Genomic DNA, 22,910 nt, shown 5'->3' with positions numbered 1-22,910 from the left:
ACAAAAGCCCTTTTAGGATTCAACCAGGAATAGAATGCCTTATAACTATAAAATAGTCAGACAGGTGCAGAGTTTGCAGATGAAGTCAGGATAGGAATATTTCGTTGAGCCTGCACTATATGTCTTTCATTGTGTGCAATCAAAAACTGTAACACATCTCCTAGTTTTAGACGTATCCATTGCAGGATTGAGATAGGAATACGAATACAATTTAAGTCTACATGACGAGCCTGACGGATATAAGCCAATAGAGTCTCCTGTTGCTGGATAAATTCGGCTACTACAGCATAGGGGTTCAGGTTTTGATCAGGAATATGCCCTTTAAAAGCTTTGTATTTTCTCGTTCCTGTCTGTGGGTCCATCATTCTGGTAAAATACCTTCCTAACCAGGTACTACGAAAAGTTTCTACATTAGGCTTTAACTGCACCTTGGTCAATCCTTTCTGAATTTGAGGTAGATAATACTTGCCATAACTATTCAAATGCTCCAGACACTGTGCAATACTCCATCCTCCATTGGTAGCAGGAGCTAATAAAATGTCCTCACTAAGATTCTGAAACTGTTCAACACACTGCCGAAGATGTTTTTCCACTTGTTCTTCCAATGAATCTAATAGCTGGTCTTTTAATACAGGTTTCATTTCGTTAGTAATTAACAGCTAAAGTTCTTTTATGTAGAAACAACAAAATAATAGATATCCCAAACAGGATTGATTCAATGCATAACCATTGTGTCCCAAATGCGCCAAGGCTTCCTTCAGAAAAGATGGTTATCAAACGGGATAATGCATAAAACCCCCAAAGCATTGACAGGAAAATCAATCCCAGTTGTACATCTTTTCGCATAAGATAAAGCAGGCTAATAAAAATAGTCAATCCAACACCTCCATATACGCCTCGTATAGAACTAAATGCATCTGTATTAGGTAGATTAACCTGTACCAGATCCATGACAGATTGCGGGTTGACAAATGCCATCAAACTGACAGACAACAAGCTTAAAGCTGAAAAGAGGATAAAACCTCTTGAGAGGATAGTTACTAAATTAGTTTTCATAGTGTTATGTAATAAGATATACAAAGATGAATGTATTTATACACAACACTCTTGGTATTTACCAAGATTTCAGATTTTCACTTTGTTTATCAGCTTGCTAAAATTAGTTGGATCAATACCCAGATAATTAGCCAGGTATTTATGAGGCACCCGCTGCAAAATGTGCGGACTCCGTTGCAAAAGCTTTCTAAACTTTTCTTCTGACGAGTAGCATTGCAACTCAGCCAGTCTCTCCAGTACTCCGGCCAAAGCCTGCACAAGACCTTGTCTTACCAATAATTCTATTGCACGACTCTGCTCAGTTAATGCCAGCAAATCAGTTGCTGAGGCCCGTAAAAATACTGATGGAGTCAGAGTTTCATAAAAATAGCGGGATGGTTGTTGCAGAAGTAATGCATCCAGCACTCCACCAAAAGAAGGTGAATAGGTAAATACTAATGTGGCTTCTCTGTCCTGATCGTCAAAGTAATATACCCGCTGCACGCCATCTACTACAAAATACAGATACTTTTCCTTTTCACCTGCATGGGTAAGTACCTCTTTTCGTTTAGCCGAAAAAGATGTCCATATCTTTGAAAAAATTTCCCAATCCTTATCAGGAAGTGGATAGCTGTAATCAATGAGTTGTTTTAAAAGATCAATAGGTGGTATCATAACAAAGTAATGTTCTATCTATTTTAAACATTACTTCAGGCAAGTTACCTCTTCCGTGTTATCAATCAAACATTTAGGTATCATGCTTGCAGGATAAGGGGTAGAGTCACCATAAACTGACCATCCTGCTCTTCAATTCTGGGAGAAGCCTGCCCCAGCATTCTGTATTTGGTCAGAATATTATTTAATCCAACTCCATTGCTAAGCACTCTTACTTTTTTGCGTTGCAAATTATTACTTACCAGCAGTTCTCCATTTTCATCGGTTCGAATTTGTACAACCAGTTCCTGATCTGGTAGAATAATATTGTGTTTTACTGCATTCTCAACCAAAAGTTGTAGTGTCAGAGGAGGAATTTGGTGTTGATGAAATGATGGATCTATATCCATTACCAATTGCAAAGAACTCCCATGCCGGGTATGCAAGAGATTAAAGTACGATTGGATAAATTGAATTTCGGTATGTAACTCTACCAGATCCTGATCATTGGTGCGCAGAAGGTAACGATATACCGAAGAGAGTTCATCCAGAAAACGACTGGCTTGTTTGGGATCTTCCTCAATCAAAGAGCCCAAAGAGTTTAGACTATTGAATAAAAAGTGAGGATTGACCTGGTTCTTAAGAACCTCTAACTGACTTTGTAGTTGTGCTTTCTTTAACGATTCTGACTCAATAAAATATTTTTTCCACTGCTCCAATGCATTCGTCCCTTCATAAATACTGGCAACCAGAATAACTACTCCCAACACAAATCCAAATGCCCATACTTGCCTTTCATATACAAGTGTATAACCCACCAACTTGTATAGCTGAAAAATAACAAAAGTTATAGTCGAGGAACTACAGCTTACCAGGATATATGAAACCAAAGCACGTAAGGCAAATTGGTGGTAAGAAGGATAGAGACGATGAATCCATAATGCAATGGCATTATTAGTAAACCAGTGAAAGTAATAGATAAAGGAAGAGATAGCTGTTGTAATAATAAATAGCCTCCAGTCATGCCAGTATATACTTTCCAGCAGTATAGAATTAAGAATAAGTACAAATATAGGTAAAACTATTCCCCGAATCAGGTGATCTTGCCGAGTATAAGCAAATCTGTTCACAACGTCTGGAAGTTCTTTAACGACTAAATACAATACTATAAGATGAATAGCTTACTAGCTATAACATAGCTCTTAAAGTCATAAAAATATTTAGCACAAAGAAAAGGTAGGCTCACTAGTAACAACTTATCTGATTAAACATATTTCCCATTATCGAACAAACAACGTTCAGTCCCGGACGCTATGTTTTTTGAATTTGCAGCGAGCCTGCTAAAAAATACACATTTGGGCTCTGGCACTTCATTTGTATCGAAACTACTATACCAGAGCAGTGCGAAGATATACAATAATCAGTTATATATCAATCCATTATTGCTATTCAAATAGAATATATCCTGTTGCAGAAACAGGAAGTTTACACTGAATAAACTGTCTGAATTATGACTACAACTACCAGCACTCAAAAAAGTAAAGGTCAACTGTTGCCTGGCCTACTTATAGTGTTCTTTATAGCAGTACTTTTTGCAGTAGGACAATCGTTAAAAGAACGATTTAAACCTGATAGTATCTATTTCGTTATTAAGCCACAAATCTCTCATGAGACATTAACAACCATTGCCAAAAAATTGAAAGACAGAGGTATTCAGGTTACCTATCATGATATGGTGTTTGAAAACAATCGATTAACATCCATAAATGTATCTATTCAGGTATCGGTTCCAGGCAGGTCCACTACCTCTTTTACATTACAGGAGAACGGAAAATCACATGAATTTGAACCACTTATCTTTTACTATGAAGATGGAGGGGAGAAAGTTGGCTTTGTCAAACAAACACCGGATGAATTGTCAGAAACCGGTAAGAAAATAGTCAATGAAAATCTTATAGGTTTACTTATTCAGCAAAGAAACAGTAAAGAAACAATCGGTAGCTGGCATGTCGATTGAACCGACCTTCAGGCTCAAAAGCGTTTTTCTTAATCTTCTGAGCCTGTATGCCTTTTCATGAAAAGAGCTTATTTTGCCCGGGCAGTCTCTACATTATGTTTTTGATTTCGAAGAATGTTCTCCAACGTCCATTCGAAACGATTTTCAAAAGAATGTTTGCGTACCTGGCAATCATCTTTTGTACAGATACTACATGAAAAGTCTTCACATGCATCCATATGTACAAACATCTCGACACTTTCACCGAAGTTATCTCTAACCAGTTTCTCCAATGCAGCTACTTCTTTATGAGCCTCCAGTACAGTAAGATACCAGGGTACAGTAAGATGGCAATCCAGATGCAGCCGGCTTCCATATTTAATGATACGGAGATTGTGCATATCAATCCAGTTTTCTCTACGGGATTTTTGTAACAGGGCAACTACCTTGTTTAGCAATTCCTCATCAGCTTCATCCATTATACCCGCCAGTGACCCTCTGATAATCTTATACCCTGTATACAAAATTAATCCGGCAAACACCAGTGCAACAACACTATCTAACCAGGCTAGCCTGGTTAGGTATAACAAAATCAGTCCAACTACAATACCAATGGTAGAATAGGTATCTGACTGCAAATGCTTTCCACTGGCTATTAAAGCCAGCGAATTATTCTTCTTTCCTCTCTGAACAGCCACATACCCCACTCCATAATTAACTAATGCAGTAATACTAACCAGCAATATACCATAATCCAGCTTCCCTACCGGATGAGGTTCTGTGAGATTAATAATAGCCTCATAGATAATGACAAGTCCTGCCACAAAAATCAAAGTTCCTTCAACAGCTGCTGATATAAACTCTATCTTCCCATGTCCATATGGATGATTCCGATCCCGCGGTTGTGCTGAAATATATAAGCTATACAATCCAATGAATCCACTGATTACATTGATGGTACTCTCCAGCGCATCTGTAAGAATAGCTACTGAGTTAGTCAAATACCAGGCAACTATTTTAAATGCAAATAGTACAACCCCAACAATGGCTATAATCTTTTGATAATTAAGATTTTCTTTAGCTTCGGTCATATATATTCAATATTCTCCTGAAATTCTTTTGCATAATAATCTTCCATGCAAAAGAAACAGTTTGTCTCAACACCCGTTTAGCAGGTAAAGTTCTCTTCTATTCATAAGATTCTTTGTTGGCTTTCTTATTTTTTTACTTTTGTAAAAACTAAAACCATAGTACAAATGAAGAAACTTTTCCTGCTTGCAGCAACTACACTTCTAACTTCTGCGGTATTTGCTCAGAAAGATGACAAAAAAATCACAGATGCTACAGTCAATAAGGCAAAGATAGAATCCCATATTTATTTTCTGGCGTCAGACGAACTCAAGGGACGGCAAACGCCTTCTCCTGAACAACTCATTGCAGCCCGCTATCTGACGACACAGCTACAAAGTTATGGAGTGAAACCTCTTCCAGCCTATCCGGATTATCTACAGCCAGTAGCTATGCGCACAGTATCTGCTCCTAGTGAAGTAACTGTTGCCTACAACAATACTACTTTCCTACTTAAAGAAAGTACGCTGAAACTGGATGGAGAGAATGTTTCTTTAGATGCAGAAGGTATCTTTCTGAACTATGGAACAGAAGAAGATTTTAAAAGTGCGGATGTAAAAGGCAAAGTTATTATTGTAAAAGCAGGTCTGCCTCAACAAACCAATCCCCGGGCATGGATGTCTGCCAGACAGGAGAAAGCCAAAAGAGCAACAGAAAAAGGAGCTGTGGGAATTATAGAACTATATGCCAATCAACAACTGCCATGGAAACTATTAACAAGTTATTTCAAAGGAGGCTCTGTTGAGTTGGATGAATCCACTACTAAGGCAAAACCATCACTTACACATATCTGGCTGCATGATCCGGAAGGTAAAGAAGCCGTTTACTGGACAGATAGTAAAAAAGCCAAAGTACAGATCAAAATCAGCGGCATCGCAGAGAAAAAGTTTAACACCTATAATATTGTGGGGTATGTAGAAGGAACGGATGCTAAATTAAAGAACGAATACATTGCCTACTCTGCCCACTATGACCATATCGGTGTGGGCAATCCCAACGAAAAAGGCGATACCATTTACAATGGTGCTCGTGATAATGCAGTTGGCTCTGTAACTGTTCTCTCAGCAGCTGAAAACCTCGCGAAATATCCAACCAAAAGATCTGCCTTATTTATTCTTTTCACAGGTGAAGAAAAAGGCTTACTGGGAAGCAGATGGTTTGTGGAACATTCACCGCTGGAACTGAATAAGATTGTATACTGCTTTAACAGTGACAATGCTGGTTATAATGATACATCAATTGCCACAATTATTGGTCTGGGACGTACCACAGCAGAGGGATTCATAAAAAAAGCATGTGAGACATATGGACTGAAGGCTACCGATGATCCGGCACCTGAGCAGGGGTTGTTTGACCGTTCAGATAACGTAAACTTTGCCAAGAAAGGGATTCCTGCTCCTACTTTTAGTATGGGCTTTACTTCTTTTAGTGGAGACGTTACCAAATTCTATCATCAGGCTTCTGACGAACCCAGTACACTGGATTATAACTATCTGTACAAATTCTTCTCTGCCTATGTTTACTCCTGTCGTATGATAGGCAATGCTCCGGCACGTCCATTTTGGAAAACAGGAGATAAATACTTTGATGCAGGTACACAACTTTATAAATAAGCATTTTCACTTATATAAGAACAGGAGGTTTGAATCCTCCTGTTTAACTTTCTTTTGTTACTCCACCTGAGCCTGTAGAACGTTTGTTTATTGATTTAGGATTACCTTTGTATCGGACATCTCCACTGCCACTTGTGTGCACTTTCAGACTTTCCTGAACATTTACTCTACAGTTTCCACTACCAGTGATAGAAGCATCTACATTTCCTGCTACTAAGTCAAATGCATTTGCATTTCCTGAACCAGAAATATGTACATCAAGGGCATTACAGTTACCTCCCAGTGTCATATTACCAGAACCCGAGATAGATGATTTTACCTGATCTGCCTCACGAATCTTCAGTTGCATGTTCCCGGAACCGGATATTTTGCTCTCAAAATCTTCATGCCGCAAATCCCATACAGATTCACTTTTGACAGAAGAAGAGCCAGAGATATGTACGGATGTCAGCATTGCAGTAGTAACATACACCTTCACTGGCTCGTGTTTACGAACATTGATCCGTCCATAGTGAATCTTCAATCTTTTTCCCTCTACTTCTGTCTTAAGAACATCAAGAATATTCTGCTGCCCTTCAACCCGTATAGACGGAGAAGAGCCTTGTGTAATATAAACATCGGCATCATTTGACACATCAATAGCATCAAAGGCCTGAGTTGAACGATTTTGGGTAATTACGGGGCCTTCTCCTTTTACTCCAAGTAAACTATTTTGCGCGTAAGCAAATCCAACAGATGAACAAATAAACAAAACTATCAGATGTAGCGTTTTCATAGTATAATCATTAAATGAATGGTTCATATCTTTTTGATTGAGTTGTAATTCTGGTTATTAGATACAAATAATCCTGAGCAGGTTGCATTCTGTTCAGGATTATTTTCTAAAAGACCTATTACTCTGCATTGATTACTTTTCCAGATCCGGAAATATTTGTTCGGATAGTTGGATGGCCTTTATATCGGACAGTTCCACTTCCACTGATATGTGCTTCCAGCTGGCTTTGTACAGTTAGTTCACAATTCCCGCTTCCGCTTATATGTACATTCGCATCTTTACTGATTAGATCAAAAGCATGTACATCCCCAGAACCTGATATCTCAATATCATGCTCTCTACAATCTCCTTGTAAATAAATATTACCGGAACCAGAGATATCTGTTTCTACTTCATCTGCATCCAGTAGTGTCATTTCCATTTTTCCTGAGCCAGATACCGACAAATCAAAATCATTGACAGTCCAGTTAGTCATACCTTCCACATAGGCAGATCCACTAACATGTATTTCTTCCAGTTGAGGAGTAGTAATATAAATACGTACAGGCTCATGTGATCGTACAGTGACACCACGCTGATATTGAATAACCAGCTTATTGTTTCTGACATAAGTTTCCAGTACATTTAGAATGTTGTCTTGTCCTTCTACATGTAATGGTTGTCCAGGTCCCTGTGTCAGATATACTTCAATATCGCTGCTTACATCTATTTGATTAAATGTTCCAACAGATCGGGTTTCTGTGATAACAGCTCCACTACCTCTTACAACTTCCCATGGTTCACAAGCAGTGAATGACAGTAAGACGAACAAGCAAATGCTATAAATTAAAGACTTCGTTTTCATAGTTGAAATGGATAAATTGCGTATTTAATGTGTTAACTCAATGAGTTTCTTTTTCTTTGTCTTTCTGATAAACAGCTCCAGGACGGCCAAAAAGATACACCCAGGCTTCTTTTAGTGATTGTGCCTTGCGAAGGTCCTGGTACAGACTGATATATTCATGAAATACCAGGTATACAGGATTTGAAGATTCTACTGGATGGGTAATACCATATTCAGGCTCTTCGTCTTCTATCTGAAATGTTCCAAACAGGCGGTCCCAGATAATCAGGCAGGCACCATAGTTTTTATCAATGTAGCGAGGGTTTTTGCCATGATGTACCCGATGATGGGAAGGAGTTACAAGCACATATTCAATCAGGGGATGTAGCTTGCCTACCATACCCGCATGTGTCCAGAACTGATACAATAAGGAAACCTGACTGGTTAGATAGAAGATTGCAGGATGAAAACCACAAACCAACACAGGTACAAAAAATACCAGTTTCAGTTGCTGCACCCATGATTGTCGGAACGATACCGCCAGGTTAAAGCTTTCAGCTGAGTGATGCGTTACGTGTGTAGCCCACCAAAATCGTTGTTCATGGGCGATCCGATGTGCCCAGTAGCTGCAAAAGTCAAAAGTAACCAGACAAGTTACCAATGACCAGGCTGTGGCAGGAATGTGCCAGGGTATCCAGTTATATACAAATAAAAAGAAAGCGAATAAAGCTACTTTCGTTAAAGCACTAGATCCTAAATTACCGATTCCGATAGCTAGAGAAGTCCAGAAATCTTTCTTGTTGTATAACTCTCTGTTTTCTTTGATACTAAGCCCCCACTCAAGTGCTACCAATGCAAAGATCATAGGTGCGGCATACAATACAATAGGCGGCAAGGCCGATGGATGAACCGGAATGCTCAGAAGTCTCATAGTTGTAGAAGTGTAACAGTGTTAGTTGTAAGTTGTAGTAGCAAAATCAGTGTGAAGCCATAATCCGGGTGGAATGAGTCTCAGTAGGAATGGTTTCCTTTGCTGGGCTTTCTATGCGGTTAAACTCGATTGTTTTGCCCAGCAGTGGAGTACCAATATACACCCGTACTTTCATTATGGAAGGGTTGTGGAGTGTGCAGCGGCAGTCATACCAGCTATTGGTTCTGGGATAAAAGATCCGGCCTTCTTCCCAGCTGTTTTTTTGTGTATAGAGCAGTCCTTCCAATACATGAGAACCTAATCGGGCAATGCTCTCGTCTTTCAGCCAGACAATACGTGCATTGTAGGTATTGCATTTTTTGTATACCTGTATTCGAACCGTTTTTTTCTCATCCAACCATTCTCCCAGAATAGCATCTGCATTTTTTTCTGAGTAGGACGTGTTGGCTACACGTGTGACAGGCTGGCCTTTTAGATGAGTATTTTGGGCTCCTGCCGAAAAAATCGGGCAAAGCAGTAGCCAGCCAAGGATAATTAAAGCCTTCATAGTTGTAGTTGTAAGTAAGTGTTTGTATTGAGTGTAAAGGTGTTGTGCTAGAAACGAATACCAACGTTAAAGCCTGGCCACATTACAACATTGGTATTACCGTGTGTTTCATCATATACTTTCCAGGGAGTGAGTGGAATGCCATAGCGTTCCTTCTCCGCATCGTATAACCTCGAAACATATACATTAAAGGTAGGTCCGGCAAAGATTTGTGTTCTTCTACCTACCCGAAAACTCATATTGGCACGAAACTGATTCAGCATATTTAATTCATCAGTCCAGGTACTACCTTCGTTTATCTGCCATGCTATCAAATCCAGGTTTAATGCCAGACGATTGCTGGCAGTTATTTCTGTACCCATACCATAACCATACGCAATGTAGTTTTTACTTCCTTCGGATCTGTATCCAACTGCAAAGATACTGTGCAGTTGACGGGTCCCCATTTTAAAAGCTGCGTTGGCATACATGGTTTCACTGCCCCAAACTTCTACTCTATAGTACCCATGCTTGGCAATATTCAAAAATCCTATTTGCACTCCGTCTACACTATCTGCAATATTGATAAAACCTATCTGCACGCCATGTACTTTACGTGCCACATTCAGAAATCCACCAATCTGTGCACCATGAAGATTTCTAGCCACATTTGTAAATCCGGCGATTTGGGGTCCTCTGGCATCTCCTTTGATAACATTGGCGAATCCGGCAGCCTGTGCGCCATGTATATCGCCTTGAGCCACATTGATAAAACCGGCAGCCTGCATCGAGGAGACAGATCCTTTTGATACATTAATAAATCCAGCAAACTGTCCCCCCTTAGTCACACTTCCTTTTGTCACATTGGCAATACCGGCAAACTGGACTCCTTCTACAGGCTCTTTCACAATATTCGTAATTCCGGCAAACTGTGCACCTGTTACTGCCCCACCTACAATATTAGTAATGCCTGCAAACTGAACACCTTTCACATAGGATTTCTCAAGGTTGGCAATTCCACCAAACTCAACCCCTTCTAGTCCACCTGCATAGCCTGAGAGTATGTTAAAAGAGACTTTGTTCACATATTTGTACCCTTGAGCGCCGTTGGTACTAAGAGGATACACAAACGAAATCTGGAATGGACGATGTTCTAACTCTTCTGAATCTGTTTCTGTACTATCTGTTTTAGTCATCACAGAATCCTGAGTTATTTCTTCTTTTTTGTTGGCTGAAGCAACCGAGTCTTTTGTATTAAGTGTGTCGTTTCCGGCCCCTTCCGCATTTTCCACTCTCACAGACCCATCTAGTGGTATATTGGACGGAGGAGGTATATTAGCGTCTTTAGTCAGCTTCTGTAAATTTTTATCAATATTTTTTGCGGCCTGAGTTGTTTTATCTGCCACTTTCCGGGCTGCATCGCTTACTTTATCTGATACTTCTTTCAGTGCTTCCTGGTTTCTACGTCTCCGCTCTGCCTTATAATCAGTTTGTGGTACAGGTATAGGTTCCATCTTGATTTCCCGAACCGGTGCTACTGTTGTGACAGATGCTACAGGAGGTGTACTAATTTGAATACGGGATACAGGTGGATATACGGGCCGTTTACCGGATAAATCCTCGGTTTGCTTAGTGGGATCACTGCTTAAAACAATATGATCTCCCACAACTTTATATTTTATAGAGGCATCTTTCAATAACTGATCCAGTACAGATCTTAAAGGTTGGTTCTTTACAGAGATATTTATCTTTCTGTCCAGTTGGATCTGACTATTTGAATAGGAAAAATGGAATCCATATCGTTGTTTCAATAGTTTCAGTGCTTGCTCCAGTGTTTGATCCTTCAACTCCAGATTCACTTTTTTCTCCAATATTGTGGTTTGTGCTCCTGCAATATTCAGGCAAAAGAATAGCAGGGCAATTATAATTAATTGTCTCATTTTCAAAATAGTATTATAAAACCGTTAATTTTCCATACATCCACCGCCGAAGAGAACATAGCGGTCAGATTGCTTCTCGTATCTATATTGCAGGTTCGTTGCTTCCGCCAGCACTTTAAGAATATTTTCAAGAGCAGGTTTCTCGAAATCTCCTGTATAGCGGCAGTTCCACAACTGAGGGTTTTGTACTTCAATTGTCACACCAAAATAAGCTTCCATGGCTGGTACCACCGATGAAAGTCTTGTATTATCAAAGACCAGCTTATCTACCTGCCAGGCCCGAAAATTCAGGTCTTCTATTCGGGCAGTGGACAATCCTTGTTTGGTGTTAAGAATCCCTCTGAATCCAGGTCTCAGATACAATCGTGTTGTATCAGCAGGCTTGAGACTGGAGAAAGCCACTTTTCCGGTTACTACATCCACCTCTGTGATTTGCTTTGCTGTGTCTTCCCGCACTGTAAATGAAGTGCCCAATACTTCTACCCGCGACTGTGAAGTATAAATGACAAAAGGTCGTTTAGGGTTGCGTTTAACATCAAAAAAAGCTTCTCCCTTGAGATGAATAACCCGTTGGTCACCCTTTAATTCTTTTTCATAGCTAATACTACTATATCTGTTCAGAAAAACGTGACTGCCATCTGGTAGATAGAAGTCTTTCTTCTCATTATCAGCAGACTTTGCTATTACCTGAACTTCTTTAGAAGAATTGACTATATACATTCCATACCCAATTCCTATCAGCACCAGGAATACGGCAGCTACCCGCATCCATAGTGAAAAGATTTTTGTTTCTGGTTTGCTAGTAAGAGGAAGTGTTTTAGCTTCCTTTTGTACGGTTTCTTCCTTTACCGTTTGAGACTCATTCATTGTCTTTTGCAAACGCTGCCAGGCATTATCCACATTCGGCTGAAAAGCGTCGCGAGCCTTACCAGTTAACTGCCACAAATGAGATGCTCTGAAAAATACCTCCTTGTTCTCGGGTTCCTGCTCAACCCATTCAAACAGGGCAGTTTTTTCCTCTTCTGAAATTTCATCTTTCAGATATCTGGCTACCAGCTCCCAATATCTTTCGTTCCTCTCATCCATGGATTTTTGTGACTTTCTATAACTAAGACAGGCATACCCCTAAAGTACCCCTATACGATTTTGAAAAAAAAATAAAATATTTTTTATATTCACTCTATCACTTAACTAACACATTCATGAAATTAACATCAACCAAGATTGCCTGGGCAGTAATTGCCATGGGAAGTGCCTTTATATTTTACGCTTGCTTTACTAAGTTAGGAGCAGAGCCTGAATATGAAGCTTGTAGTCAAAACAACAGTACCATCATATTCCGGACATAAATACTCAGGTAGTCCCTCATAAGTTTGAGGGCTTTACCCATCTGGTTTTCGATGGTCTTAGGTGAAAGCTGCAAAGATTCCGCAATTTCACGGTAACTCATGTCTTCATAACGGCTTAAAACAAAAATAGCCTTACAGGCAGGGGGAAGGTTGTTAAGGGCATCCTGGATGTGTGTTTCCACTTCCTTTAGATTAAACGTTTCTTCCACATCCGAATGAGAAGGCTCTGGCATAGAATCTGATTCTAATGTCACAGTCTTCTTACTTTTTTCCAGATAATTCAAGGCTGAATTAATGGCAGAGCGGTACAGGTATGCCTTGATAGAGAAGTTAAACTGAAGGTTTTCCCTATTGTTCCAGATCTTGATAAAAACTTCCTGAACAATGTCTTCTGTAGCATCCTGGTCATTCAACATGCGGTTCACTGTACGGCCCAGAGGAACATAAAAACGCTTAAAAACCACTTCCATAAACTTCGATTGGTCTGTTTGCCAGAGGTGAAGCCAGGTAGCTTCTTCCTCAGAAAGAGACTTTGGTGATATATCTGGCGTAGTTTCCAAGTTAGGTTAGCATGGTTTCTGCAAAAATAGGAGGAATATTTTGAATCTGCCGCTAATATTTATTTTTTCAGCTTTTTTAACAAAGAAGTTGTAACAAACGGGCATTCAAAGGGATAAAAGGTTAAACTCTTTTAACACTTTTATCCCTGACTACATAAAAATGAAGAATGTAGCTGTATTTATTACATTACTTATGCCTCTTTATTGCCAACAATCAGTCAGGCATTGGTAAGGTTTGCAGAAGAAACAGCTTTTACCAGTTTCTCACGCTGGGGTTTCAATCCAAATAGAACTCTGGTCAATTTCCAGCGTCTTATACCAAACTCATAAATCAACGCAGTAATTACAAACATACCTACTGCAATCAGAAAGAACTTAGGTATTACACTCATATTCCATTGAATGATATAATACCCAATAATTAACATCACAGTCTGATGCAGAATATAGAAAGGATAAACAGCCTCATTGGCATAGGTCAAAAACCGGTTTGAAAAATTCAGAGAATGTAATGCATATCCTATAATAGCTAGTATCCAGAACCATAAGTTAAAACTCTTCAAAGTAAAATAAACCAGAAAGGATGCATCGTATGGTTCAATAGGGAATTTAGGTATGAAAGTTATATAGTCCCGGTAAGGCATAAATACAAAGACCAGCATAGTCAGAAAAGACACAATACCACCAATCAGAGAGACTTTACGAATGTTTTTGATAGACTCCAGTAAAGCAGGTTGTAAAGCCAGAATATATCCATATACAAACATCGTAAAGGAAAAAGCATGATTAAACCAATCATCTGTCAATCCATGTGTAATCTCAAATTTTGGATAGAGAGTAATGTAATACACCTCAATAGGAACTGCTAATAGAAAAAGGCTCAATGGATATTTTTGGACAAACGAAGTAACTTTCGCCATCAGCCGTTGACCATCTGGTTTGCGCAGGTATAAAAATAAAGGTAGTCCAATCAGACAATAGAAAAACAGGTAGACAATAAACCATAGATGATGCCAGCTAAGACTGCCTCCTTCTGGATAAGGAACAAAATTAAATACAGAAGGATAAAAATCCAGATACGAACCTGTAAACTCATGTTTATACAACCGCTCCATATAAATCTGCGGAGGCACAACAACCAGCATACCAAATACTATAGGAATAAAAAGACGTACAAAGCGTTCTTTGGTAAATTGCCAGCCACTTCGTTTTTTCAATGCAAAGCTTACTCCTGCGCCTGAAATCAGAAATAACAAAGGGAGTCGCCATTGATTCATAAACAACATCCACAGTTCCATGCTTTTGCTAGTGTCTGGATTCTTAAAGTGGAAATCCCAGGTAACAAAGAACATTCCTGTATGATAAAAGATAAGAAGTGAAAAAGCACTAACCCGGACCCAGTCTAGTCCATATTGCCGTGTTGATGTTTTTGCAAGTGTTTCCATGCGATTTTTGTAGTAGTGAATGATTACACAAAACTAGACGGACCCTATGCAACAGAAGACAATTCCGATAATTCAGGCGTTCGGAATTATCGGAACGAACGTTTTAAGCCACTTTTTCGGAGGTATCGTTGATCGGTGAGGTAGATTTTCGGAACTGGGATGGGGTTAGGCCTGTCATTTTTTTAAAGGCCGTATTAAAAACGGATTTGGAATTGAAGCCGCTCTCAAAGGCTAGTTCTTCAATCTTAATATGCATACTGGCTGGGTCTTGCAAACGCTTCTTCAATTCTTCTACCCGATATTCATTTATAAAATCAGAGAAGTTCTTTCCAATCTGTTCATTGACCAGTTGTGAAAGGTGATGTGTAGAAAGCTTTAATTTATCAGCCAGTTCATTTAATGTCAGATCACCATTCAGATAAGGTCGTTCTGTTACCATAAAGGACAGGAGTTTTTGTACAAGTACAGGAGTTTCTTTATCATCCAGACTCGACTTCTCATATTTTCTCTTCTCTCCTTCATGAATCAAACTTTGCGCAGCAAACATTCGTGAATCTTGGATGACCCAGAAACTGATAAAGTAATAACTGAGTGAAGCAATATCTGCAATATAAATATCTCCCAGATCATCTACTGAGATTAGAGAGATAACACCCACAATGATATGAACGACACCAATAAATATAATCAAACGACTAAATCGTTTCAGATACAAATTGGAGATAGTCCAGAAGGATTCGTTTCTTTCTCTGGCAAAACGATAAATCATATACAATGCCCATCCCTGGTATAAAAGTTTACTGGGACTTACCATAAGGTCCATCCAGAATCCGCCAAAATGGTATTTGGGAAACCAGAGTATAGGCTTGCAATGGATAGGATTAAAAGGGATACGATGGTAGACTTCATTTACATCCTGTAATTTAAACTCACTACTTTGCAGCATATAGGGCATGCGGAGTGTCAGAAATACAACAGCAGGAATCACGTGCACCCATTGCCCTTTCCAGGTAAAGTCAGGCTTTATCAATGCCAGCGTATACCAATAGATTAATGGCCCCATTACGAAATCCAAAAACTCTGTGGTATTGATGGCAGCAGGAAAATAGGCAACTAATCCTGTATAGGAAGCAAATATCTCAAAGGTTGTGAATACGCCTGTTAATACTAATAATCCGAGTAATCTATTGGCTCTCTTATTTCCCTGATTGGTTGCAAAAAAAACAACCGACAATAGAAGTCCCTGAATTACACCCAACAAATTGACAATCGCCCAGAAATCGATAGTGACGTTCATACAAAAGATCGCATAGTCTATACAAAGTTGCTGTAAAATACACAAATCTTCTGGCATTGACTCAATATCTATTCATGGATTTACATATAGGCAACTATGATAAGCAGTCGGGAACTACCGCATTTTATCATACTTTTGCAGAAACTACAGCATTCGATGGGCAAAAACTCTTTCTTTCAATTTAAACAATTTCGTATTAATCAGGATCAGTGTGCAATGAAGGTGTGTACGGATTCCTGTGTGCTGGGTGCCTATACTGCTGTAGAAACGGCAACCCGCATATTGGACATTGGCACAGGCACAGGCTTACTGGCACTGATGCTGGCACAACGTACCGATAGTACAATCGATGCAGTTGAAATTGACGAAGCAGCTGCCCAACAAGCAAACGAGAATGTAAAAAATAGCCCCTGGAGCCATCAGATAAAAGTAATACAACAGGATATTATACAGTTTAGTCAGACAACACTTTTACCCTATGACCTGATTGTCTGTAATCCCCCCTTCTTCAGCAATCACCTAAAGCGAAAACATAGCACACAGAATGTAGCTATGCATGGAGAAGCGCTTCAATTACCGGAACTAGCTCAGGTCGTGTCAACATTACTTGCCTCAACAGGTCGCTTCATTACACTACTACCCCCTTATGAAAGTAGCCAGCTTGAAAAGAATTGTTTTGATTATGGTTTGTATAAATACGAAGAGTTACAGCTATTTGATTATATAGAAGGCAAGCAAATCCGAACTATAAATAGTTTTTCCTTTACAAAGGAGTCTACTCCACAAACAAAGACTCTGTATATAAAGACTTCTGTAGATGGTACTTATACGGATGATTTTATACAGCTACTCAAACCTTACTATCTAAATCTATAAATAGTATCCATTCCCAAGTTTGACGAAATGAATGCATCTACTTGGTAGAGGGATCAAGAGGGCAAATGATACAAATAGTGTAGCGGTTATACTGGATATTAATCCTTTTATTCTGGAAGGATGACAGAAGAATAGTAAGAGTAATATCCAGAAATAATAAACGTTTCTAAAAAATACATTTTGTATTAAGTTGCAGCTTTACAACGAACTTTTTAATCTCACCTATATCTTTTATACTACAGTATACTGCAATTTACTATTTTTATAATACAAAATACCATATCATACCAATAAATCAATATTTACTATTGCATTTCTCTATAAAAACCAACTTGTTGTTTTTGGAAATTATTCTATATTTGGTAAAAAATTCTCCACTCTGCCTAATGCCTATCAAGCATGATCAACCTGAAAAATCTTTCGGATGATGAGCTTACTATTTTAATGAAAAATGGAATAGAAGGCGCATTTGATGAAATTTACAACCGTTATTGGGATAAACTTTTCTATGCAGCCTATCGAATGGTTAAATCAACTCAAGTTGCGGAGGAAATCACCCAGGACACATTCATGCTTGTCTGGACCAAAAGACAAACACTAGACATTCAATCATTAAAGCCCTATCTGGCGGCGATGCTCCGTTATGAAGTCTATCGATATTTAGCCAAATCGAAACAAGCGGAACAAACCCAAAGTCTCATTCAACATACTGAGCCTAAGTCTGTATCTATAGAAGAAGAGATAGAAAACAAACTATTACTTGAAATCATTACCAAACTCACCAATCAACTTCCCGAAAAATGTCGGCTTGTGTTTCAATACAACAAACTACAGGACAAGCCCTTGTCTGATGTTTGCGAAGAGATGAAAATTTCCCAAAAAACAGCTGAAGCACACTTGACCAAAGCATTAAAGGTGATACGAATCAATCTTAGTAATGCCATGCATATGCTCCTACAACTTATGCTCTTACTGCTCTTCTCATAAAATTTCCTTTCTACGATTTCAAAATTTCATCGTTAGACAAGATCCAATTCCCAAGGTTGGTTTTACTAATTTAGTATCTGTTCCAGAATACAAACCATTGGTTTCAAGACACACTAATACACTCACTATCAACAACATTCGCCGCTAACACATCCAATCATTCAAAAAAATAGTATTTTTTTGAATTTCTGACTAAGGGGTTTTCATTCTATTTCTACTCTAGAAGTGAAAAAGGGCAATACCCTATCCTTTATGACAGAAGAATACATTCAACAACTCGCACAAAAGTTCCTGAATGGGACAGCCACAGAACAAGAAAAGCAGGTATTGCATGCATGGTATGATCATGAAACTAGTGAAGCAGAGGAGTCTGAAGTATTTCTGAATCAAACAAGTGATGAATTAAAACAGCGCATTCACACCAAACTAAAAACAGCAGGAATGGGAACAGACACCCATCCTCGGGTAAAGCGACTGTCTGTGCAGTCTATCAGAAAGCTTTCTCTTTGGTCAGGTATTGCGGCTGCTTGTGTTGTGATCATATTCTGGTTTTCACAACAGACTACTCCTCGAGTAAAATCTAAAACTAAGATCATACAAGTCCCACTTGCTCAAACACAAAAGCTCAAATTATCGGATGGTTCTACTATCTGGCTCAATGCAGGGTCCAAACTTAGTTATCCTGATTCGTTTGCAGGCAAAACCCGGGAAGTTGTTTTACTGGAAGGCCAAGCATTCTTTGATATTGCCCATAGGACAGACAAACCATTTATTGTTCATGCTAAAACACTGGATATTACCGTCTTTGGAACCAGCTTTGATGTGAAAGCATATGAAAAAGACGCTACAATAAAAGTGAGTGTCCGGACTGGAAAAGTAGGTGTGCAATTACGTAAAAATCCCGAAAAGCCAGCACAAATAGTACTTCCTGCAGAGCAGGTAGTACTAGTCCACAATACTGATCACATGCAAGTAGTGCCCATCAGTAAGCCTGCCATAGCCCCCTGGAAAGAGAACCGACTGGTATTTGAGGACGAGACTTTGCCTGAAGTTTTTTTTGCACTTGAAAGAAAATACAAACAACATATTTTAATTAAAAACCCAGACTTGCTCACTGAAAAAATAACAATAACTCTTGATAATCAGCCTATGGAAGATGTATTGAAAGTACTCAGCTTTTCCAAAAAATTCAATTATTCACAAGTAAATGATACAACAATAGTCATCAAATAAAGGAAAATAAAACCAAACGAGTCGGTTTTCAAGGAGAGCGGGCTCAAAAATTCCGGGAACACGGCAAATGTCCCCGGTATATACTTTCCTACTGTTATCCAATGCTTCGAACCATCAATAGCAGACAGGAACCAGTTTAACAACTACGTATTAAACCTTAGACAAATATGGCAAATTATTACCATAAGGGCATTCCCTTGTTCAAAAAATGTATGCGCATTTCTACATTAATTCTGGGCGTGAGCTTACTAAGTAGTACTTTCTTAATGGCAGATCCCTCCAGTGCTCAGCATGTCACGATGGATATAAGAGCAAGCCGGGTACGGATGGTTTTCAAAGCTATTGAACAACAAACTGGCGTTACATTTGCTTTTGATGAAAAGCTGGTACGGAATTCTCCCCCAATCACACTGTATGCAAATCGCTTGCCCCTTGCGGATATCCTGCAAATGATCGAAAAGCAAACTACTCTTCAATTTCATCGTGAAGGCAATTTGATTGGGGTAACTGAAAAACTGAAAGAAGAACAGAGGCTAGAAACAGATGAACCACAGCCATTACAAAGAGTGGGCTGGACAGTAAAAGGAAAAGTTACCGATGATAAAGGAGAACCTCTACCCTCTGTTTCCGTTCGTGTCAAAGGTACCACCCAAGGTACGCTAACCAATAGTGACGGAAGCTATAGTATTGAGGTAGAAGGAAGCGAAACAATACTGATTTACAGTTTCATTGGCTTTCTGGCAGAAGAAGTGATGGTAGGCACACGCACCACTATCGATTTGCAGTTACAGCCAGATATTTCCACACTTACAGAAGTAGTAGTAACGGGTTATGGGGCTCAACGCAAAAAAGACTTGATTGGTGCAGTATCGGTGGTAGACGTAGATCAACTGAAACAAAGTACAGATGGACAGGTAACCAATCAATTACAAGGTCGAGCTTCTGGTGTAACCGTAGTTACGTCAGGACAACCGGGTGATGCTCCTCAGGTACGCATTCGGGGACTGAATACATTCGGCAATAACAACCCACTCTATGTGGTGGATGGGGTTCCAACTACCTCTATTGCGGACTTGAATACCAATGACATAGCCAGTATGCAAGTACTGAAAGATGCCGGATCTGCTTCTATATATGGTTCACGCGCGGCCAACGGGGTTGTTATTATCACTACTAAAAAAGGCAAAGATAAGGTAAAAATAGTGTATAGTGCCTGGTTTGGTATACAGACACCACCCAAAGGTAATATCTGGAATACATTGAACCCGCAAGAACAGGCGCAGTTAAAATTTCAGGTGCAAAAGAATTCCGGCTTAACTGTCGGCGACGATCAGTATGGTGACGGACCAAGTCCGGTGCTACCTGACTACATTCTACCAACAGGTACAAAAGAAGGCGATCCCCGTACAAACCCTGACCTGTATTATGTTAACCCCAATTATACCTCACCAAATGACCTTAATACATTTAACCAGATTGTAAAAGCCAACAAGAGTGGTACAGACTGGTTTCATGAGATTTTTAAACCAGCACCCTCTACTAGTCACAATATTTCACTTAGTGGTGGGAGTGAACAGGGAAATTATTTATTTTCTTTAAATTACTTCAATCAGCAGGGAGCTCTGACCAATACCTACCTAAAGCGCTACACAATTCGTTCCAACAGTCAATACAACTTTGGCAAACACATTCGAATTGGAGAAAACCTGGTATATACGATCACCGACAACCCCAAATCCTCCACTTCCGATGCGGGTTCAGCTATTGGCTTTTCCTTCCGAATGCAACCCATTGTACCTGTATATGACATCATGGGGAATTATGCCGGAAGTCGGGCTACCGGCATGGGAGATGCCTTTAATCCGGTAGCAATACGAGACAGAACCCGCTATGACAAAGGTCTTGACAATCGTTTGTTTGGAAATGTCTTCGCCGAAGCTGATGTGTTAAAAAACTTTACACTACGCACCAGCTTTGGGGGAGAGAGCTATTCAGGAAGATGGAATTCTTTTGCTTTCCCAACCTACGAAAACAAAGAAAATACACCTACCAATACCTATTCGGAAGGCTCTTATAGTGGATTTAACTGGACATGGACCAACTTATTAACCTTCCACAAACTATTTGGAAAGCACGAATTGACCGTTGTGGCGGGTACAGAAGCCTATAATTCCAAATCATGGGAAGTTGGAGGCAGCACACAAGGCTATTTCTCTTTTGACCCCAATTATGTAAATCTGGGTAATGGTTCTGGAACGCGAAGCAGCTACAGCAGCCGTTCACTGGATGCGCTGTATTCACTTTTCAGTCGTGTAGATTACATCTATAATGACAAATATCTGTTGGGTGCCATTTTGAGACGTGATGGTTCTTCCAAGTTTATCAACCAACGATATGGTTATTTTCCTGCTGTAAGTGCAGGCTGGCGGATTTCCAAAGAAAACTTTATGGCTAGCATTGCCTGGGTTGATGAGTTAAAATTACGTGCCAATTATGGTGTAATGGGTAATCAGATTAATGTTAAAACCGGAAATGCCTTTACTACCTATAGTCCCAATCTTAGAAGCTCTTACTATGACCTTGCTGGCACCAGCGGTAGTGGTGCATACGAAGGTTTTGAGAAAAACCAGATAGGCAACCCTAATGCCATTTGGGAAAAAGACATTAGTACAAATATTGGCATTGATGCTTCTTTTTTTAATGGCCGCTTAGACATAATTGCAGACTATTATATAAAGGACATCAAAGATCTGCTCTTTAATCCCCCTCTAATTGGTACGGCAGGTGGAGGTACAGTCCCTTTTGTCAATATAGGACAAATGAAAAACAAGGGCATTGACTTACAAATCAATTCCATCTTTAACATAGGTCAGGATCTGAAATTAAGGACAACACTAACATTTACCAGTTACAACAATAAGATCATCAAAGTAAGTAACTCTGCCAATTATTTCGATGTAGAAAGTCGCGATTTTGACGGGTCATTCATTGTACATAACCAGGTTGGCAATTCTATTGGTCAGTTTTATGGATATAAAGTGATTGGATTCTGGAACTCTAATGAGGAAATTACAGCTGCCAATGCAGAAGCTGCCCAAAAAACCGGTAACCCCAATGCTGTGTATCAGGAAGGTACTGCACCGGGACGTTTCAAATATGCTGACAATAACGGAGATGGCCAGATCACTGCAGCTGATCGCCAGATGCTTGGAAACCCCAACCCGGATTTTAGTTATGGTCTTAACCTGGCATTTACGTATAAGCAATGGGACCTGAGCACGTTTTTTTATGGAGTGCAGGGCAACCAGATATGGAATCAGACTTTATGGTGGACCGATTTTAACTCCTCCCGTCCAGGAGCCAAAAGTAAAACAGCCTTATATAATTCCTGGACACCTGAAAATCATAATGCAAAAGCTCCTATTCAGGAAAACGCAAGTTCTTTTAGCACGATCAGCGTCCCTAATTCTTATTTTGTAGAGAATGGGTCGTATCTGCGGGCCAAAAATATACAATTAGGATATACTCTCACCCCTACATTGCTGACCAAGTTGCGGATACAGCAGTTGCGCTTTTATGTACAGGCGACCAATTTATTCACCCTAACCAAGTACTCTGGTCTTGATCCGGAAGTGAGCCGCAACACCAATGGTAGCCCAATAGTATTTGGTCTTGATGAAGGATCTTACCCGTCTGCCAAACAGTATACAGTTGGACTTAATCTTACTTTTTGATCACCGCT

21 protein-coding genes are annotated in these 22,910 nt (G+C 39.6%); 7 read left to right on the top strand and 14 right to left on the bottom strand.

Annotated features, from left to right (window positions below; genetic code table 11):
- Positions 1-56: 56 nt before the first annotated feature.
- The 4 genes from QNI15_RS18895 to QNI15_RS18880 form a co-directional block, all read right to left on the bottom strand.
- The gene (locus tag QNI15_RS18895; RefSeq protein WP_314033008.1) at positions 57-641 is read right to left on the bottom strand and encodes a DinB family protein; all 585 of its coding nucleotides are present in this window, start codon (positions 639-641) and stop codon (positions 57-59) included.
- Positions 642-645: 4 nt separating this feature from the next.
- On the bottom strand, positions 646-1,056 hold the full coding sequence (locus tag QNI15_RS18890; RefSeq protein WP_314033006.1) for a DUF4345 domain-containing protein: 411 nt from the start codon (positions 1,054-1,056) through the stop codon (positions 646-648).
- Between the two features lie 69 nt (positions 1,057-1,125).
- Positions 1,126-1,710 (bottom strand): Crp/Fnr family transcriptional regulator, encoded by a 585-nt coding sequence (locus tag QNI15_RS18885; protein WP_313997575.1) that lies wholly within the window; start codon positions 1,708-1,710, stop codon positions 1,126-1,128.
- Positions 1,711-1,790: 80 nt separating this feature from the next.
- Positions 1,791-2,819, bottom strand: coding sequence for a sensor histidine kinase (locus QNI15_RS18880; protein WP_314033004.1), 1,029 nt, complete (start codon positions 2,817-2,819; stop codon positions 1,791-1,793).
- 380 nt (positions 2,820-3,199) lie between these two features.
- Between QNI15_RS18880 and QNI15_RS18875 the strand changes: the two genes are divergently transcribed.
- Positions 3,200-3,706 (top strand): hypothetical protein, encoded by a 507-nt coding sequence (locus QNI15_RS18875; protein ID WP_313997570.1) that lies wholly within the window; start codon positions 3,200-3,202, stop codon positions 3,704-3,706.
- 68 nt (positions 3,707-3,774) lie between these two features.
- Here the strand turns inward: QNI15_RS18875 and QNI15_RS18870 are convergent, their stop codons facing one another.
- Positions 3,775-4,776, bottom strand: coding sequence for a cation diffusion facilitator family transporter (locus QNI15_RS18870; RefSeq protein ID WP_313983043.1), 1,002 nt, complete (start codon positions 4,774-4,776; stop codon positions 3,775-3,777).
- Between the two features lie 165 nt (positions 4,777-4,941).
- Here QNI15_RS18870 and QNI15_RS18865 point away from each other — a divergent pair, with 165 nt between their 5' ends.
- Positions 4,942-6,426, top strand: coding sequence for a M28 family peptidase (locus QNI15_RS18865; RefSeq protein ID WP_314033002.1), 1,485 nt, complete (start codon positions 4,942-4,944; stop codon positions 6,424-6,426).
- A 43-nt stretch (positions 6,427-6,469) separates the two neighbouring features.
- Here the strand turns inward: QNI15_RS18865 and QNI15_RS18860 are convergent, their stop codons facing one another.
- The 6 genes from QNI15_RS18860 to QNI15_RS18835 form a co-directional block, all read right to left on the bottom strand.
- Positions 6,470-7,201, bottom strand: coding sequence for a head GIN domain-containing protein (locus tag QNI15_RS18860; RefSeq protein WP_313997565.1), 732 nt, complete (start codon positions 7,199-7,201; stop codon positions 6,470-6,472).
- Positions 7,202-7,319: 118 nt separating this feature from the next.
- Positions 7,320-8,045 carry a head GIN domain-containing protein gene (locus QNI15_RS18855; protein ID WP_313983037.1) on the bottom strand — a complete coding sequence of 242 codons (726 nt, stop codon included), beginning with the start codon at positions 8,043-8,045 and terminating at the stop codon, positions 7,320-7,322.
- 37 nt (positions 8,046-8,082) lie between these two features.
- On the bottom strand, positions 8,083-8,955 hold the full coding sequence (locus tag QNI15_RS18850) for a sterol desaturase family protein (RefSeq protein ID WP_314033001.1): 873 nt from the start codon (positions 8,953-8,955) through the stop codon (positions 8,083-8,085).
- Between the two features lie 46 nt (positions 8,956-9,001).
- Positions 9,002-9,502: a DUF2147 domain-containing protein gene (locus QNI15_RS18845; protein ID WP_314032999.1), complete on the bottom strand. Its 501-nt coding sequence runs from the start codon at positions 9,500-9,502 to the stop codon at positions 9,002-9,004.
- Positions 9,503-9,549: 47 nt separating this feature from the next.
- Positions 9,550-11,421 carry a DUF4974 domain-containing protein gene (locus QNI15_RS18840; protein WP_314032997.1) on the bottom strand — a complete coding sequence of 624 codons (1,872 nt, stop codon included), beginning with the start codon at positions 11,419-11,421 and terminating at the stop codon, positions 9,550-9,552.
- Between the two features lie 24 nt (positions 11,422-11,445).
- On the bottom strand, positions 11,446-12,507 hold the full coding sequence (locus QNI15_RS18835) for a FecR family protein (protein ID WP_314032995.1): 1,062 nt from the start codon (positions 12,505-12,507) through the stop codon (positions 11,446-11,448).
- Between the two features lie 116 nt (positions 12,508-12,623).
- Between QNI15_RS18835 and QNI15_RS18830 the strand changes: the two genes are divergently transcribed.
- The gene (locus QNI15_RS18830; RefSeq protein WP_313997553.1) at positions 12,624-12,770 is read left to right on the top strand and encodes a hypothetical protein; all 147 of its coding nucleotides are present in this window, start codon (positions 12,624-12,626) and stop codon (positions 12,768-12,770) included.
- Here the strand turns inward: QNI15_RS18830 and QNI15_RS18825 are convergent.
- The 3 genes from QNI15_RS18825 to QNI15_RS18815 all read right to left on the bottom strand — a co-directional run bounded on the left by QNI15_RS18825 (position 12,737) and on the right by QNI15_RS18815 (position 16,072).
- Positions 12,737-13,330 (bottom strand): RNA polymerase sigma-70 factor, encoded by a 594-nt coding sequence (locus QNI15_RS18825; RefSeq protein ID WP_313983029.1) that lies wholly within the window; start codon positions 13,328-13,330, stop codon positions 12,737-12,739. The genes QNI15_RS18830 and QNI15_RS18825 overlap by 34 nt on opposite strands.
- A 218-nt stretch (positions 13,331-13,548) precedes the next feature.
- Entirely contained in the window at positions 13,549-14,775 is a 1,227-nt protein-coding gene (locus QNI15_RS18820; protein WP_314032992.1) for an acyltransferase family protein, read from the bottom strand.
- A 103-nt stretch (positions 14,776-14,878) separates the two neighbouring features.
- Positions 14,879-16,072, bottom strand: a complete 1,194-nt coding sequence (locus tag QNI15_RS18815; RefSeq protein ID WP_314032990.1) for a helix-turn-helix domain-containing protein — start codon at positions 16,070-16,072, stop codon at positions 14,879-14,881.
- A gap of 96 nt (positions 16,073-16,168) precedes the next feature.
- Between QNI15_RS18815 and QNI15_RS18810 the strand changes: the two genes are divergently transcribed.
- From QNI15_RS18810 to QNI15_RS18795, 4 genes are all read left to right on the top strand, one after another.
- On the top strand, positions 16,169-16,948 hold the full coding sequence (locus QNI15_RS18810) for a tRNA1(Val) (adenine(37)-N6)-methyltransferase (protein WP_314032988.1): 780 nt from the start codon (positions 16,169-16,171) through the stop codon (positions 16,946-16,948).
- 399 nt (positions 16,949-17,347) lie between these two features.
- On the top strand, positions 17,348-17,935 hold the full coding sequence (locus QNI15_RS18805; protein ID WP_313983022.1) for an RNA polymerase sigma factor: 588 nt from the start codon (positions 17,348-17,350) through the stop codon (positions 17,933-17,935).
- A 252-nt stretch (positions 17,936-18,187) separates the two neighbouring features.
- The gene (locus tag QNI15_RS18800; protein WP_313997543.1) at positions 18,188-19,168 is read left to right on the top strand and encodes a FecR family protein; all 981 of its coding nucleotides are present in this window, start codon (positions 18,188-18,190) and stop codon (positions 19,166-19,168) included.
- Between the two features lie 167 nt (positions 19,169-19,335).
- Positions 19,336-22,902 (top strand): TonB-dependent receptor, encoded by a 3,567-nt coding sequence (locus QNI15_RS18795; protein ID WP_313997540.1) that lies wholly within the window; start codon positions 19,336-19,338, stop codon positions 22,900-22,902.
- Positions 22,903-22,910 lie beyond the last annotated feature (8 nt).

Source organism: Xanthocytophaga flava (assembly GCF_030068545.1).
GTDB lineage: Bacteria > Bacteroidota > Bacteroidia > Cytophagales > 172606-1 > Xanthocytophaga > Xanthocytophaga flava.
The sequence above is the reverse complement of the archived record's forward strand: the minus strand, read 5'-3'. Positions and strand labels throughout refer to the sequence as shown.